Annotated in this window: 7 protein-coding genes; 4 read left to right on the top strand and 3 right to left on the bottom strand. The window is 65.3% G+C overall.

Annotation, left to right across the window (positions count from 1 at the left end; all coding sequences use genetic code 11):
- Positions 1 to 298 precede the first annotated feature (298 nt).
- The gene (locus tag OU994_RS27385) at positions 299 to 3,031 is read left to right on the top strand and encodes a TonB-dependent receptor (RefSeq protein ID WP_281608476.1); all 2,733 of its coding nucleotides are present in this window, start codon (positions 299 to 301) and stop codon (positions 3,029 to 3,031) included.
- Between the two features lie 294 nt (positions 3,032 to 3,325).
- On the opposite strand, the gene OU994_RS27380 is transcribed toward OU994_RS27385, so the two are convergent.
- From OU994_RS27380 to OU994_RS27370, 3 genes are all read right to left on the bottom strand, one after another.
- Positions 3,326 to 5,497, bottom strand: a complete 2,172-nt coding sequence (locus OU994_RS27380; RefSeq protein WP_281608475.1) for a TonB-dependent siderophore receptor — start codon at positions 5,495 to 5,497, stop codon at positions 3,326 to 3,328.
- Positions 5,498 to 5,651: 154 nt separating this feature from the next.
- Positions 5,652 to 6,125 (bottom strand): hypothetical protein, encoded by a 474-nt coding sequence (locus tag OU994_RS27375; RefSeq protein ID WP_281608474.1) that lies wholly within the window; start codon positions 6,123 to 6,125, stop codon positions 5,652 to 5,654.
- 179 nt (positions 6,126 to 6,304) lie between these two features.
- Complete coding sequence (locus OU994_RS27370) at positions 6,305 to 8,200, bottom strand: M2 family metallopeptidase (protein WP_281608473.1); 1,896 nt, start codon at positions 8,198 to 8,200, stop codon at positions 6,305 to 6,307.
- 107 nt (positions 8,201 to 8,307) lie between these two features.
- Here OU994_RS27370 and OU994_RS27365 point away from each other — a divergent pair, with 107 nt between their 5' ends.
- The 3 genes from OU994_RS27365 to OU994_RS27355 all read left to right on the top strand — a co-directional run bounded on the left by OU994_RS27365 (position 8,308) and on the right by OU994_RS27355 (position 14,003).
- Complete coding sequence (locus OU994_RS27365) at positions 8,308 to 10,692, top strand: TIM-barrel domain-containing protein (RefSeq protein WP_281608472.1); 2,385 nt, start codon at positions 8,308 to 8,310, stop codon at positions 10,690 to 10,692.
- Between the two features lie 204 nt (positions 10,693 to 10,896).
- Positions 10,897 to 12,222, top strand: a complete 1,326-nt coding sequence (locus tag OU994_RS27360; protein WP_281608471.1) for an MFS transporter — start codon at positions 10,897 to 10,899, stop codon at positions 12,220 to 12,222.
- Positions 12,223 to 12,371: 149 nt separating this feature from the next.
- A complete protein-coding gene (locus tag OU994_RS27355) occupies positions 12,372 to 14,003 on the top strand; it encodes an alpha-D-glucose phosphate-specific phosphoglucomutase (protein WP_281608470.1) in 1,632 nt (543 codons plus the stop codon).
- The last annotated feature ends 1 nt before the right edge of the window (position 14,004 follow it).

The following is a 14,004-nucleotide window of genomic DNA, read 5'->3' as shown; positions in this document are numbered from 1 at the left end:
CTTTCGTTACATCTTTACAGTGGAAACGCTTGCTCAGCGTCGTATTCTGTAGTTCCACTACAGATCCATTGCCGGGCTTCTGTAGCCACGATACAACGAAACCGCCCAAAAGGCCGTGAATAGGCCTGGGAACAGGCGAAAGCGGCGTAGTTGAATAGAACTTCAATTGACACTCGATCTAGTTTTAATACAAAATTCTTGCAGGACGTCTGATAGAGCGGCCGCAATCCTTGGATTCCCATGTAGTCGAGCTAGTTATTGATCGTGGGAAAAATCGTAAATTAGTGAGGGGACTTCCATGAAATTCTTCGCGCCTGAGCGCAGCACGCGCACGGCCCTGCAACTGAGCCCGGTGGCTACCGGCTGCGCAATCTTCATCGCCGCGCTGGCCGCACCGGCCGTCGCGCAGGAACAAACCACCCCGGCGGCCGAGGCGCCGATCGCCACCGTCACCGTGACCGGCATCCGCCGCGGCATCGAGGACGCCATCTCGGTCAAGAAGGATTCGTCGTCGATCGTCGAAGCCATCTCCGCCGAAGACATCGGCAAGCTGCCGGACGTCTCCATCGCCGAATCGATTGCCCGCCTGCCCGGCCTGGCCGCCCAGCGCGTCGCCGGCCGTGCGCAGGTGATCTCGGTACGCGGCCTGTCGCCGGACTTTTCCACCACGCTGCTGAACGGCCGCGAACAGGTGTCCACCGGCGACAACCGCTCCGTGGAGTTCGACCAGTATCCATCCGAGCTGCTGTCCGGCGTGACGATCTACAAGACCCCGGACGCCGGCCTGATCGGCCAGGGCCTGTCCGGCACGATCGACCTGCAGACCGTGCGGCCGCTGAACTTCGGCAAGCGCACCGTGGCGATGAACGCCCGCGCCGAGCACAATTCGCTGGGCAGCATGGCCAACACGAAGTCGCTGGGCAACCGCTTCTCCATCAGCTACATCGACCAGTTCCTGAACCGCAAGCTGGGCGTGGCGATCGGCTTCGCCCACCTGGAGTCGCCGGTGCTGGCCAACGAGACCGGCATCTACGAACCGTGGAAGACCGATGCGCGCACCGGCCTGCCGGCAGGCACCACCGCCACCGACGGCATCAAGGCGCTGTCCCGCACCGGCTACAACCGCCGCGACGGCCTGATGGGCGTGGTGGAATACCGTCCGAGCAAGCAGTTCACCAGCACGCTGGACTTCTACGCGTCCATCTTCAAGCACGAGGACACGGCCAACCAGTTCGAAGTCAACCTGTCCGGCTGGAATGGCGGCCTGCAGCCGGAGCCGTTCTACTCGAACCTGACGAAGAACGGCAACGCGATCAGCACCGCCGTCGCCAACAACGTCTACCCGCTGGTGCGCGGCATGTTCACCGAGCGCCGCGACGATATCCGCGCGCTGGGCTGGAACAACGAATGGCGCCTGGATGGCGTGAAGCTGGTGGCCGACCTGTCGTGGTCGAAAGCCAAGCGCGATGAACTGGGCCTGGAAAACAACCTGCAACTGGGCGCCGTCAACAACGCGCAGTACCTGGACACCGTGAACCTGGCATTCAAGACGGGCACGTTCCCGAGCATGGCGCCCGGCCGCAACGACTACAGCGATTCGGCCAACCTGTACGTGAAGAACACGATCTACGGCTCCGGCTACGGCAAGGTACCGTACGTGGAAGATGAGCTGAAGAGCGTCAAGCTGGCCGCCAACTTCCAGGCCCCGGCCGCGCTGGAAAACTGGTTCTCCGGCTTCGACGTGGGCGTCAACCACAGCGACCGCTCGAAGGACAAGGACCAGCCGGAAGGCAACATCAACCTGGCCGGCAACCCGACCACCATCGATCCGTCGCTGCTGTACGGCTCCGTCGACCTGGGCTTCGCCGGTGTCGGCAACGTGCCGGCATGGGACGTGCCGGCCGTCGTCGCGCGCTACATGACGTTCAACCCGACCGCGGGCAGCGGCGCCATCCTGATCAAGAACTGGTCGGTGCGCGAGAAGATCTCGACCGCCTACGCCAAGGCCAACATCGAACACGAGTTCGGCGACATCTCGCTGCGCGGTAACTTCGGCGTGCAGGTGCAGCACACCAAGCAGTTCTCCGATTCGAAGTACTTCAACGGTGCGCTGGCCGGCGACCAGCAGGTGCAGCCGATCCACGACGGCAAGTCGTACAACGACTGGCTGCCGAGCATGAACCTGAACTTCGGCCTGCCGAACGACCAGACCGTGCGCGTGGCGATGGCCAAGCAGATCGCCCGCCCGCGCGTGGACCAGCTGCGCGCCGCGCTGGACTTCGGCGTGTCGGACACCACGTTCAAGCCGGGTGCCTCGGGCGGCAACGCGCAGCTCGATCCGTGGCGCGCCAAGGCATTCGACCTGTCGTATGAAAAATACTTCGGCAAGAAGGCCTACGTGGCCGCCGCCTTCTTCTTCAAGAAGCTCGACACGTACATCTTCACGCAAACGAAGACCTACGACTTCTCGGCGTTCGTGCCAGGTACCAAGGCCAACACCGTGTTCGGCGACTACAAGGCGCCATACAACGGCAACGGCGGCGTGATGCGCGGCATCGAGCTGTCCGGCTCCCTGCCGCTGAACATGCTGACCCCGGTGCTCGACGGCTTCGGCATCGTGGCTTCCGGTACCTACACGGACAGCAATATCGCGATCCAGGAACCGGATGGCTCGATCGGCCAGAACATCCCGCTGCCGGGCCTGTCCAAGCGCGTGACGAACCTGACCGTGTACTACGAGAAGAACGGCTTCGAGACCCGCCTGAGCCAGCGCAAGCGTTCCGACTTCGTGGGCGAGATCGGCAACTTCGCCGCCGAACGTTCGCTGCGCTACGTGGTGGGCGAGAGCATCCTGGACTTCCAGATCGGCTACACGTTCCAGAACGGCCCGCTGAAGGACATGGGCATCGTGCTGCAGGCGAACAACCTGCGCAACGCCGCCTACGAAACCTACAACGGTTCGAAGAACCAGCAGCTGGAATACCAGAAGTACGGCCGCACCTTGCTGCTGGGCGTGAATTACAAGTTCTGACGCTACAAGTTCTGATCGCGCTTCCAGCCGGAATGCAAAAAGCCCCGTCGCGCAAGCGGCGGGGCTTTTTCGTTGGCAGAAAACCGTTGACAGGCTCTAATGCCGTTTGGTTAAGCGTTACCCGACGCTTTGAAAACGCATGCATTCACCCCAACAGCGAAGGGCCGGGGTCAGACCCGCCGGGTCTGACCCCCGAATCTGCACTTGGGGTGAGCTTATATGAGCGGCATTAGTGACAGGCTCCGATTTTCGGGAAACGTTTCAAAAGAATTCGAGCCTGTCACCGGTTTTCGGTCACCAGAGATAGCGCGCCGTCAGCATCACCGTGCGCCGCTGCCCGTAGAAGCAGTCGCCGCGCGCGAGGCAGGTGGTGATCTGCACCTTGTCGGCCAGGTTGACGGCGTTCAGGGTAAAGCGCCATGGGCCCGCCTGGTAGCCGAGCATGGCGTCGACCAGCGTGGCCGACGGCGTTTGCAGCGAATCGGTGCCATCCCACGAGGTGCCGAGGTAGCGCACGCCGGCGCCGGCCGTGAAGCCATCGACGCCGCCGACCGAGAAGCCGCGCGACAGCCAGGCCGACACGTTGTGCTTCGGGATGCCGGATACGCGCTTGCCCAGGTCGGCGCCATTGCTGCGCGACACCCGCGCGTCAGTGTAGGTGTACGCGGCGGTCCAGTCCCAGCCGCGCACGCCCCCGGCGGTTTCCAGCTCGGCGCCACGCACCTTCACTTCGCCCAGCTGCAGGCTGTTCTGCGGATTGGCCGGATCGGTGGTCTTGCGGTTCTGGTCGCGCAACTGGTACAGCGCCAGCGAGGCGGTGACCGCGGCGGCCGGCTGCCACTTGATGCCCGCTTCCCACTGCTTGCCGCGCTGCGGCTTGAACGGCTCGCCGTACACATCGACGCCGCCCAGCGGCAGGAACGATTCGGCGTAGCTGACGTAGGGAGACAGGCCGCCGTCGGCCAGGTACAGCAGGCCCACGCGTTTCGTGTTGGCCTTGTCGTCGGTGCGGGAAGCGGGGCGCCCTTCGATGTCGTTCTCGGCGTGGTCGCGGCGCCAGCCCAGCACGCCGACCCAGCGCTCATCGAACTTGGCCTGTTCCTGCACGTAGAAGCCTTTCTGGTGCAGCACCGCGGTCGGTTGATGCGCCAGCGATGCGGGCGGCGTGAAGCTGCCGTACACGGGATTGTAGACATCGAGCGCCGCCGCGATGCCGCGCCCGGTGGCCTGCCGCGTCTCGGCGCGCTGCACGTCGAAGCCGGCCAGGAAGGTGTGCTGCCAGCGGCCGGTGGCGAACTTCGCTTCCAGCTGCGTATCGAACAGCAGCGTGTCCAGCGCGTTGGCCTGCTGGATCAGGTCGCGCTCGATCGTGCGGTTGTCGGCGTTGAACACGGGGCGGCCGGGCCGCCCGCGCGACGGGATGGCCGTGAAGCTGGTGTAGGCGCTGCGGTAGTCGACTTCGGAATTGCTCTTGCGCGCATTCTGGCGCAGCACCACGCTGTCGCTGAAGTGGTGGCTGAACTGCCAGCCGAACGAGGTCTGGTCCGTCTTGTAGGCATCCCAGCCCGGTTCGCCGGTGAAGGTATCGGTGGGGATCTGGCCGTACTGCGACGGCAGCAGCGTGCCCTGCCACGGGAAGAAGCCGATCAGCGAGCCGCTTTCATCCTGCTGGCGCAGCGCGTGCAGCGTCAGCGACGTATCGGCGCCGGGCGCCCATGTCAGCGACGGCATGAATACCTTGCGGTCGTCCGCCACGTGGTTCACCTGCGAGCCGCTGTCGCGGCCGATCGCCACCACGCGCACGCGCCAGTGGCCGGCATCGTCGAGCACTTCATTGACATCGACGGCCACCTGCTTGCGGTCATGGCTGCCGGCCTGCACCTGCACTTCGCGCCGCCGTTCCGCCAGCGGCTTCTTCGTCACGTAGTTGACCACGCCGCCCACGCTGCCCTGGCCGTACAGCACCGACGACGGGCCGCGCAAGACTTCCACCCGTTCGAGCATGAACGGATCGGGGCGCGTGGTGTTGTAGAAGCCGAAGTTGTACTGCAGGCCGTCGACCAGCGAGGTCGGCGAACCGCCGCGCGAGGTGATGCTGTCGCCGCGGCTGTCGAACGATACCGAGACCAGGCCGGCCGTGTAGTTCAGCGTCTGGCGCAGCGTTTGCGCGCCCTGCAGCTGCAGGCGCTCGGCCGGGATCACGGAAATCGATTGCGGCGTTTCGATCAGCGGCGTGTCGGTCTTCGTCGCCGAACCGCTGCGCCGGGCCACGAACTCGTCTTCGGGCTTGCTGCCTTCGATCTTCACCACCGCGACCGGGGCGGCATCGGCTTCCGCCGGCGCGTCGGCAGCCGGGCCGGCCGCGTGGGCGGGTGCCCAGGCGCACAGCAGCGCGAGCGCCAGCGGATGAAATGTGGGATGCGATGTAAATCGGCCGGCACGTGCCGGCTGGGAGAACTGCGCCATGAAACCCTTCCTGAATGGGCACCAGGTGGACACCTGGAGGAAGCGGGCTGGCGGCGGCTGGCTGCTTAATAGTTGAGTAGAATCGTCAAGTATAACGTGGGGGTGTCAAATGGACAAGGCCCGGCAAGCCGGGCCTGTCGCACCAAACACCTGGTCAGGGCTTCATCCGCACTGCATTGAAGAACCAGCCATCCCAGAAGATCAGCAGTGTGTCCGCATTCTTGATGAATACCGTCGTGCAGTTCAACTTCACGGCAGTGACAGGATTGGCGAGGCCCAGGTTCCCAGCGTTGGCGTGGAATTGCCGTCGCAGGAAGAGACGGGGTTCCACGCTTTCCGCTTCGAATGCCGACGGCCCGCACGCGTGAGTGCCGAATTGAACGTTGTCCGGGCCGATCACCATGATCTTGTTGACCATGCTCCTGGCTTCGCGCTCGTCGAGAGACGCAATGTCGGCACCATCCACTGCTGCGGTTACGCGCCACTTTCCGGTGACGGTACGTTCATCCGCGTCCACACCGTATGCCTGCGTCGAAGCGAAGGCCAGGACTGCTGCGGCAAGCAGGCGGAACGCGGCAGGGGCGTGGCGTTCGCCGATGAGATTCGAGAAAGACATGGGAGTGCCCATGATCGGTCTCCAGTGCAGTGGGAGAGTCAATCTAGCATCGCGTTTCCTGCGTTCGTTGATGCAGCACAGAAATTTCCCGTCGCTCGACTGCGGAACATGCCCGCTGGCCGTGATCGACCGAACCGTCGATCACGGCTGGTCGATGGCGCGACTGGCGGCGCACGCATGCCACTGGACGCCTACCCCTTCTGCTGCGCCGCCAGCAGCCGGTTCTGCTCGTCGAGCCAGGCCTTCAGCGGCGCGAAGTATTCGAGCAGGGCGCCGCCGTCGATGCGGTCTTCGCCGCTGATGGCCTTCAGCGCTTCCGGCCACGGCTTGCTGGTGCCCAGTTCCAGCATGGCCCGCAGCTTCTTGCCGGCCTTCTCGTTGCCGTGGATCGAGCACGCGTGCAGCGGGCCCTCGTGGCCCGCTTCGCGGCACAGCGCCCGGTGGAACTGGAACTGCAGCAGATTGGCCAGGAAGTAGCGGGCGTAGGGCACGTCGGCCGGCACGTGGTACTTGGCGCCGGCGTCGAAGCCGCCGGCCTGCGGCGGCAGCGGGCGGCCGATGCCCATGTACTGCTCGCGCAGCTGCCACCAGCTGCGGTCGTAGTCGGCCGGCTGCGTCGCGCCGGCGTAGACATCCCAGCGCCAGCGGTCCACCATGTAGGCCCACGGCAGCACGGCCACCTTCGACAGCGCGCGGCGCAGCAGGTCGCCGATCTGCGCCTTCGGGTCCGGGTCTTCGTCCATCAGGCCGATCCGCTTCAGGTAGGCGGGCGTGATCGACAGCGCCACGGTGTCGCCGATCGCTTCATGGAAACCGTCGTTGGCGCCATTGCGGAACAGCACCGGCTGGTCCCGGTAGGCGAGGAAGTAGTAGACGTGGCCCAGCTCGTGGTGGATCACGGCGAAGTCCTCGGCCGTGGGATTGATGCACATCTTGATGCGCACGTCGTCCTGCCCGTCGATGGTCCATGCGGAAGCGTGGCATACCACCTCGCGGTCGCGCGGTTTCGCCAGCAGCGAGCGTTCCCAGAAAGTGGCCGGCAGCTTCGGCATGCCCAGCGAGGTGTAGAAGCGCTCGGCATACTCCGTCATCTGCTTCGGCGTGGTCTTGCGCTTCTCCAGCACCTTGGTCAGGTCGAAGCCGCTGGCGCCGGATGCGGGCTGGAGCAGCGGGTAGATGTTGTCCCAGGTCTGGCTCCACATGTTGCCGAACAGGTGCGCCGGAATCGGGCCGGTCAGCGGCACCACCTTCGGGCCGTACGCGGCGCGCAGCTTGTAGCGGGTGTACTCATGCAGCGCTTCGTACAGCGGCTTCACCTGCAGCCACAGGCGCTCCATCTCGAAGGCGAATTCCTCGGGCGGCATGTCGTAGCCGGAACGCCACAGCGCACCGGTATCCGCGTAACCCATTTCGCGGGCACCCTTGTTCGACAGCTGCACGAAGTCGGCGTAGCGGTCCCTGTAAGCGGGCGACTGCGCATGCCAGCCGGACCACGCATCGAGCAGCCTGGCGGGATCGCGGCTGGTGGCCAGGATCTTTTCCAGTTCGCCCAGCGGCATGCACGGGCGGCCATCGGTGGGGCAGTACTTCGCCTTGCCGTAGGCGCCGCTCAGCGCCGCGCGCGCGGCCGCGTAGGCGGCGCGTTCCTTCGGATCGGACAGCATCAGCGTCAGCTGCAGCAGCTTGAGCTTGCGCGCATCGCTGTTGCTGAGCGAACGCGCCAGGCCCGGGTGGTTGTAGCGGCGCGCCGCCAGCGCGGCCTGGCCGGCCGCATCCAGCTGCAGTTCGCCGAAGTAGGCGGCGATGGCTTCGGTGTCGTCGGTAATGAAGTTCGCGCCCACCCAGTCGGCGCGGGCCTGCTCGGCATTGAGCCTGTCGAACTTCGCCTCGGTCTGCGCCAGGAAGCGCTTGGCGTCGGCCAGCGTGGGACCGGCGGATGCCCTGGCCGCGGGCCTTGCCTTGACGGCGGTGCTGGCCGCGCCTTTCGCCTGCGCCTTCTTCTCCGGCTTGCCGTGCGCCGTGCCCGCGCCCAGCGCGAACAGGATGACTGCGGGCGCCAGCGCCTGCACCAGCGGCTTCGTGTCCATCGTTCCTCCGATCCGTGAATGAAGCACCCAATATAGCGCACGCGGGCTTGTTTTCATGTCGCTGTTTTGTCATGCTCTCGGCTCTTCTCCAACTCCCATCGGCCCCCATGAAAATCATCACGACCGCTGCGCTCGCACTTACCTTCGCCAGTCAATTCGCCGTTGCGCAGAACGCCGCGCGGCACGTGGAAAACTGGAGCGAGAAAGATGGCGTGCTGCACATCGCCACCAACGACGGCAGCTACCGGATCAGGGCATATTCGGCGGCGATCGTCGAGACCACTTTCATCCCGAACGGCGAACGGTTCGATGCGCGCTCGCACGCCGTGGTGCTGCCGCCGGCGGGCGTGCCGGCAACGGTGAAGGAGGCCGATGGCCGCATCCAGTATGCGACGGCGGGCATCACGGTCACCATCGAGCGCCGGCCGCTGCGCATCGCCTACAGCTACAAGGGCCAGCCGCTGGTGGCGGAGAAGCTGGGCTACACCAAGAAGAACGGCGCCGACGCGCTGGAGTTCGCGCTCGATGCCGACGAGGCGCTGTACGGCGCCGGCGCGCGCGCCGTGGGCATGAACCGCCGCGGCAACCGCTTCCAGCTGTACAACAAGGCGCACTATGGCTACGGCAACCGCTCGGAACTGCTGAACTTCACGATTCCCGTGGCGCTGTCGTCGAAGAAGTACGCGCTGCACTTCGATAACCCGCAGGCCGGCTGGCTCGATTTCGACAGCCGCCGGGATGGCACGCTGACCTACGAGACGATCGGCGGCCGCAAGACTTACCAGGTGGTCGCCGGCGACGACTGGGCCGGGGTGATGGCCGGCTATACCAGCCTGACGGGGCGCCAGCCGCTGCCGCCGCGCTGGGCCTTCGGCAATTTCGCCAGCCGCTTCGGCTACCACGACGAGAAGGAGGTGCGCGCCGTGGTCGACCGCTTCATCGACGAGAAGATTCCCCTCGACGCGGTGGTGCTGGACCTGTACTGGTTCGGCAAGGAAGTCCAGGGCACGATGGGTAACCTGGCGTGGGACAAGGAGCATTTCCCCGACCCCCGGCGCATGCTGCGCGACCTGAAGGCGAAGGGAGTGAACACGGTGGTGATCACCGAGCCGTTCGTGCTGACGACATCGGGCCGCTGGCAGGAAGCGGTGGATGCGAAGGCGCTGGCCACCACGAAGGAAGGCAAACCCTATACGTACGATTTCTTCTTCGGGAACACCGGCCTGGTCGACATCTTCAGCCCGCAGGGCAAGGACTGGTTCTGGAAGATCTACAAGGGCTTGAAGGAGCAGGGCGTGGCCGGCTGGTGGGGCGACCTCGGCGAACCGGAGCTGCACCCGGCGCCCCTGCAGCATGCCACCGGCTCGGCGGACCAGGTGCACAATATCTATGGCCACGACTGGGCGCGGCTGATCGCCGAGGGCTATGCGAAGGACTTCCCGGAGGAGCGCCCGTTCATCCTGATGCGGGCCGGCTATTCGGGCTCGCAGCGCTTCGGCATGATTCCCTGGTCGGGCGACGTGTCGCGCAGCTGGGGCGGACTGCAGTCGCAGATGGAGATCGCCCTGCAGATGGGCATGCAGGGCCTGGGCTACATGCACTCGGACCTGGGCGGCTTCGCCGGTCCGGTGCTGGACGACGAGCTGTACGTGCGCTGGCTGCAGTACGGCGTGTTCCAGCCCGTGTTCCGGCCGCACGCGCAGGAAGAGGTGCCGGCAGAACCGGTGTACCGCGCGCCGCGTGCCAAACAGCTGGCGGCCGAGGCGATCCGGCTGCGCTATGCGCTGCTGCCGTACCACTACACGATGGCGTTCGAGAACAGCACCACCGGCATGCCGCTGATGCGCCCCGTGCTGTTCGAAGATACGCTGAACGACGCGGGCACGCTCGCTTCGACCTACCTGTGGGGCGGCAGCTTCCTGGTCGCGCCGGTGACCGAGCCGGGCGCGCAGCGCAAGGAAGTGTATTTCCCGACCAAGGGCAGTACGTGGTTCGATTTCCATACGGGTGAGCGCCACCGTGGCGGCATCCTCGAAACGGTGCCCGTGACGGCGGAACGCATTCCCGTCTACGTGCGCGCAGGGGCATTCGTGCCGATGGCGCCGGTGGTGCAGTCGACCCGCGACTACAGCGGCCGCAGCATCGACCTGCACTACTGGCACGACGCGGCGGTGACGGCATCCACCGGCATGCTGTACGACGACGATGGCGCGACCGCCGATGCCTACCGCAAGGGCAAGTACGAGATCGCCCGCTTCAGCGCCGCCGTGCAGGCCGGCTCGCTCGATATCGGCATCGCCACCGAGGCTGGCAGCGCCGCGGCGCCGGTAGTGCGCGCTTACACGCTGCACGTGCACGGCATCGCCAAACCAAAGCGCGTGCTGCTCGACGGGCGCGCGCTGGCATTCACGTGGGATGCGAAGACGCGGGTGGCGAAGGCCGTGCTGCCGGCCCGCGCGAAGCTGGCGGCCAAGGTCTCGGTACAGCTGTAAAGCCACCGAACCAGCAAAAAATGGGGACGGACCCTGTTTTTGAGGAAATTTCTCAGAAAACAGGGTCCGTCCCTAATTTTTCTGTTGTTTGACTACAAAAGCACTGGAATTCGGCACTTTCACCCGCCGTTCCTCCATTGACGGGGTTTTCCGGTCATGTTATTTTGCTACAAATAGGATAGCGCATAACATCGGAGACCCTGGATGCAACCTTCTTCCACCAAGCCCCGGCTGTCGTTCTGGCAGCTATGGAACATGAGCTTCGGCTTTTTCGGCATCCAGTTCGGCTTCGCGCTGCAGAATGCCAATACCAGCCGGATCTTTTCCACGCTGGGCGCGAACCCCGATGAACTGCCGCTGCTCTGGCTGGCGGCGCCGGCCACCGGCCTGCTGGTGCAGCCCATCATCGGCTACCTGTCCGACAATACCTGGCACCCGAAATGGGGGCGACGCAGGCCGTTCTTCTTCCTGGGCGCCGTGTTCGCGTCGCTGGCGCTGTTCCTGATGCCGAATTCGCAGGCGCTGTGGATGGCGGCCATCGTGCTGTGGATGATGGATGCGGCGATCAACGTATCGATGGAGCCGTTCCGCGCCTTCGTCGGCGACAAGCTCGATGCGTCACAGCAGACCGCCGGCTTCGCGATGCAGACGTTCTTCATCGGCTGCGGCGCTGTCATCGCCTCGCTGCTGCCCACCATCTTCACCGACTACCTCGGCGTCAGCAACGTGGCCCCCGCCGGCGCCATTCCGGATTCGGTCCGCTATGCGTTCTACGCCGGCGGCACGGTGTACCTGCTGGCCGTGCTGTGGACCGTGTTCACGGCCGACGAGCTGCCGCCCGAGGACATGGAAGAGTTCCAGCGCGAGCGCAGTGCGGCCAAGGGCCTGGGCCATGCGCTGGCCGAGATCCTCGGCGGCTTCGGCCGCATGCCGAAGACCATGGTGCAGCTGGCGTACGTGTCGTTCTTCACGTGGGTCGGCCTGTACACGATGTGGATCTACACCACCGCCTCGGTGGCCGAGAACGTGTTCGGCACCACCGATGCCGGCTCGGCCGCCTACCAGGCCGCCGGCAACTGGGTCGGCATCATGTTCGCCGTGTACTCGGGTGTCGCCGCGCTGGCCGCGTTCATCCTGCCGGTGCTGGCCCGCCTCACCAGCCGCAAGGCGGTGCACATGGCCTGCCTCGCCATCGGCGGCGTGTCGCTGGCCAGCGTGTTCCAGATCCACGACAAGCAGATGCTGATGCTGCCGATGATCGGCGTGGGCCTGGCCTGGGCCAGCATCCTGACGATGCCGTACGCGATCCTGGCCGGCTCGCTGCCGGCCAAGCGGATGGGCTACTACATGGGCCTCTTCAATTTCTTCGTGGTGATCCCGCAGATCATCGCCGGTGTCGTGCTGGGGTTCGTGATCCGCCACATGTTCGATGGCCATGCGGCCAAGACGCTGGTGCTGGGCGGCGCCTCATTGCTGGTGGCCGCCGTGCTGACCGTGTTCGTGACCGATAACGTGCGGCGCCAGAAGTAAGGGTCGACCTGCAGGCGCCAGCCTGCGGGCGTCCACCTGTGGGCGTCAACCTGAAAACGGTGCGATCGGCCATGAGCCGCGCGCCATTGCGCACTGGATCGCGGTAGGCTGGGATGTTAATCTTCAGGTAACACCACAGCGGAGCAAACATGGCAATTCAGACGATTCAAACCACGCCCGTCGCCGGCCAGCGGCCGGGCACTTCCGGCCTGCGCAAGAAGGTCGGCGTATTCCAGCAAGCGCATTATCTCGAGAACTTCGTGCAGTGCGTATTCGATACGCTCGGCGACCTGGCCGGCAAGACGCTGGTGCTCGGCGGCGATGGCCGCTTCCACAATCGCGCGGCGATCCAGACCATCCTCAAGATGGCCGCGGCCAACGGCGTGGCGCGCGTGCTGGTAGGGCGCGGCGGCATCCTGTCCACGCCGGCGGTGTCGTGCGTCATTCGCAAGTACGAGGCGATGGGCGGCATCATCCTGTCGGCCAGCCACAATCCCGGCGGGCCGGATGGCGACTTCGGCATCAAGTACGACATCGGCAATGGCGGCCCGGCACCGGAAGCGGTGACCGATGCGATCTACCAGCGCACCACCACGATCGCCTCGTACCGCATCAGCGACGCGCCCGACCTGGACATCGACCACGGCGGCCGTTCCTACCTGGAGCAGATGCAGGTCGAAGTGATCGACCCGGTCGACGACTACGCGGAGCTGATGGAACAGCTGTTCGATTTCGACGCGATCCGCAAGCTGTTCGCCAGCGGCTTCACGATGCGCTTCGATGCGATGCATGCGGTGGGAGGCCCCTATGCCAAGGCCATCATCGAAGGCCGCCTGGGCGCGCCCGAAGGTACCGTGATCAACTGCGTGCCGCGCGAGGATTTCGGCGGCGGGCACCCGGACCCCAATCCCGTCAACGCGGCGGAACTGATCGAGCTGATGGCGCGCGACGATGCGCCCGATTTCGGCGCCGCCTCCGATGGCGACGCGGACCGCAACATGATCGTCGGCCGCAAGTTCGACGTCACGCCATCCGATTCGCTGGCGATCCTGGCGGCCAATGCGCAGGTGGCGCCCGGCTACCGCGGCGGCATCGCCGGCATCGCCCGATCGATGCCTACCTCGAGCGCGGCGGACCGCGTGGCCGCGGCGCTGGGTATCCCCTGCTATGAAACGCCGACCGGCTGGAAGTACTTCGGCACGCTGCTGGACGCCGGCCTGGCCACGCTGTGCGGCGAGGAAAGCTACGGTACCGGCTCGAACCACGTGCGCGAGAAGGATGGCGTGTGGGCCGTGCTGTTCTGGCTGAACCTGCTGGCCGTGAAGGGCCAGTCCGTGCAGCAGATCGTCGAGGAACACTGGCAGCGCTTCGGCCGCAACTATTATTCGCGCCATGACTACGAAGGCATCGACGCGCACGCCGCCAAGGTGCTGATGGACGACCTGCGCGTGAAGCTGGCGGCCCTGAAGGGCGTGGAGATGAACCACTACACGGTCGATTTCGCCGACGATTTCGAGTACACCGATCCGGTCGACGGCGCGAAAGCCACGCAGCAGGGTATCCGCATCGTGATGACGGACGGCTCGCGCATCGTCTACCGGCTGTCGGGCACGGGTACCGAAGGGGCCACGCTGCGCGTCTACCTGGAGCGCTACGAGGCCGATCCCGAGCAGCACCACATTCCCACCCAGCAGGCCCTGGCGGCGCTGATCGCCATCGCCGACAGCGTGGCCAGCATCGCCTACAACACGGGGCGCAGCAATCCTACCGTGATCACTTAAC

This window comes from Pseudoduganella sp. SL102 (genome assembly GCF_027856995.1).
GTDB lineage: Bacteria > Pseudomonadota > Gammaproteobacteria > Burkholderiales > Burkholderiaceae_D > Rugamonas > Rugamonas albidiflava.
This window is presented reverse-complemented; position numbering and strand designations above follow the sequence as displayed.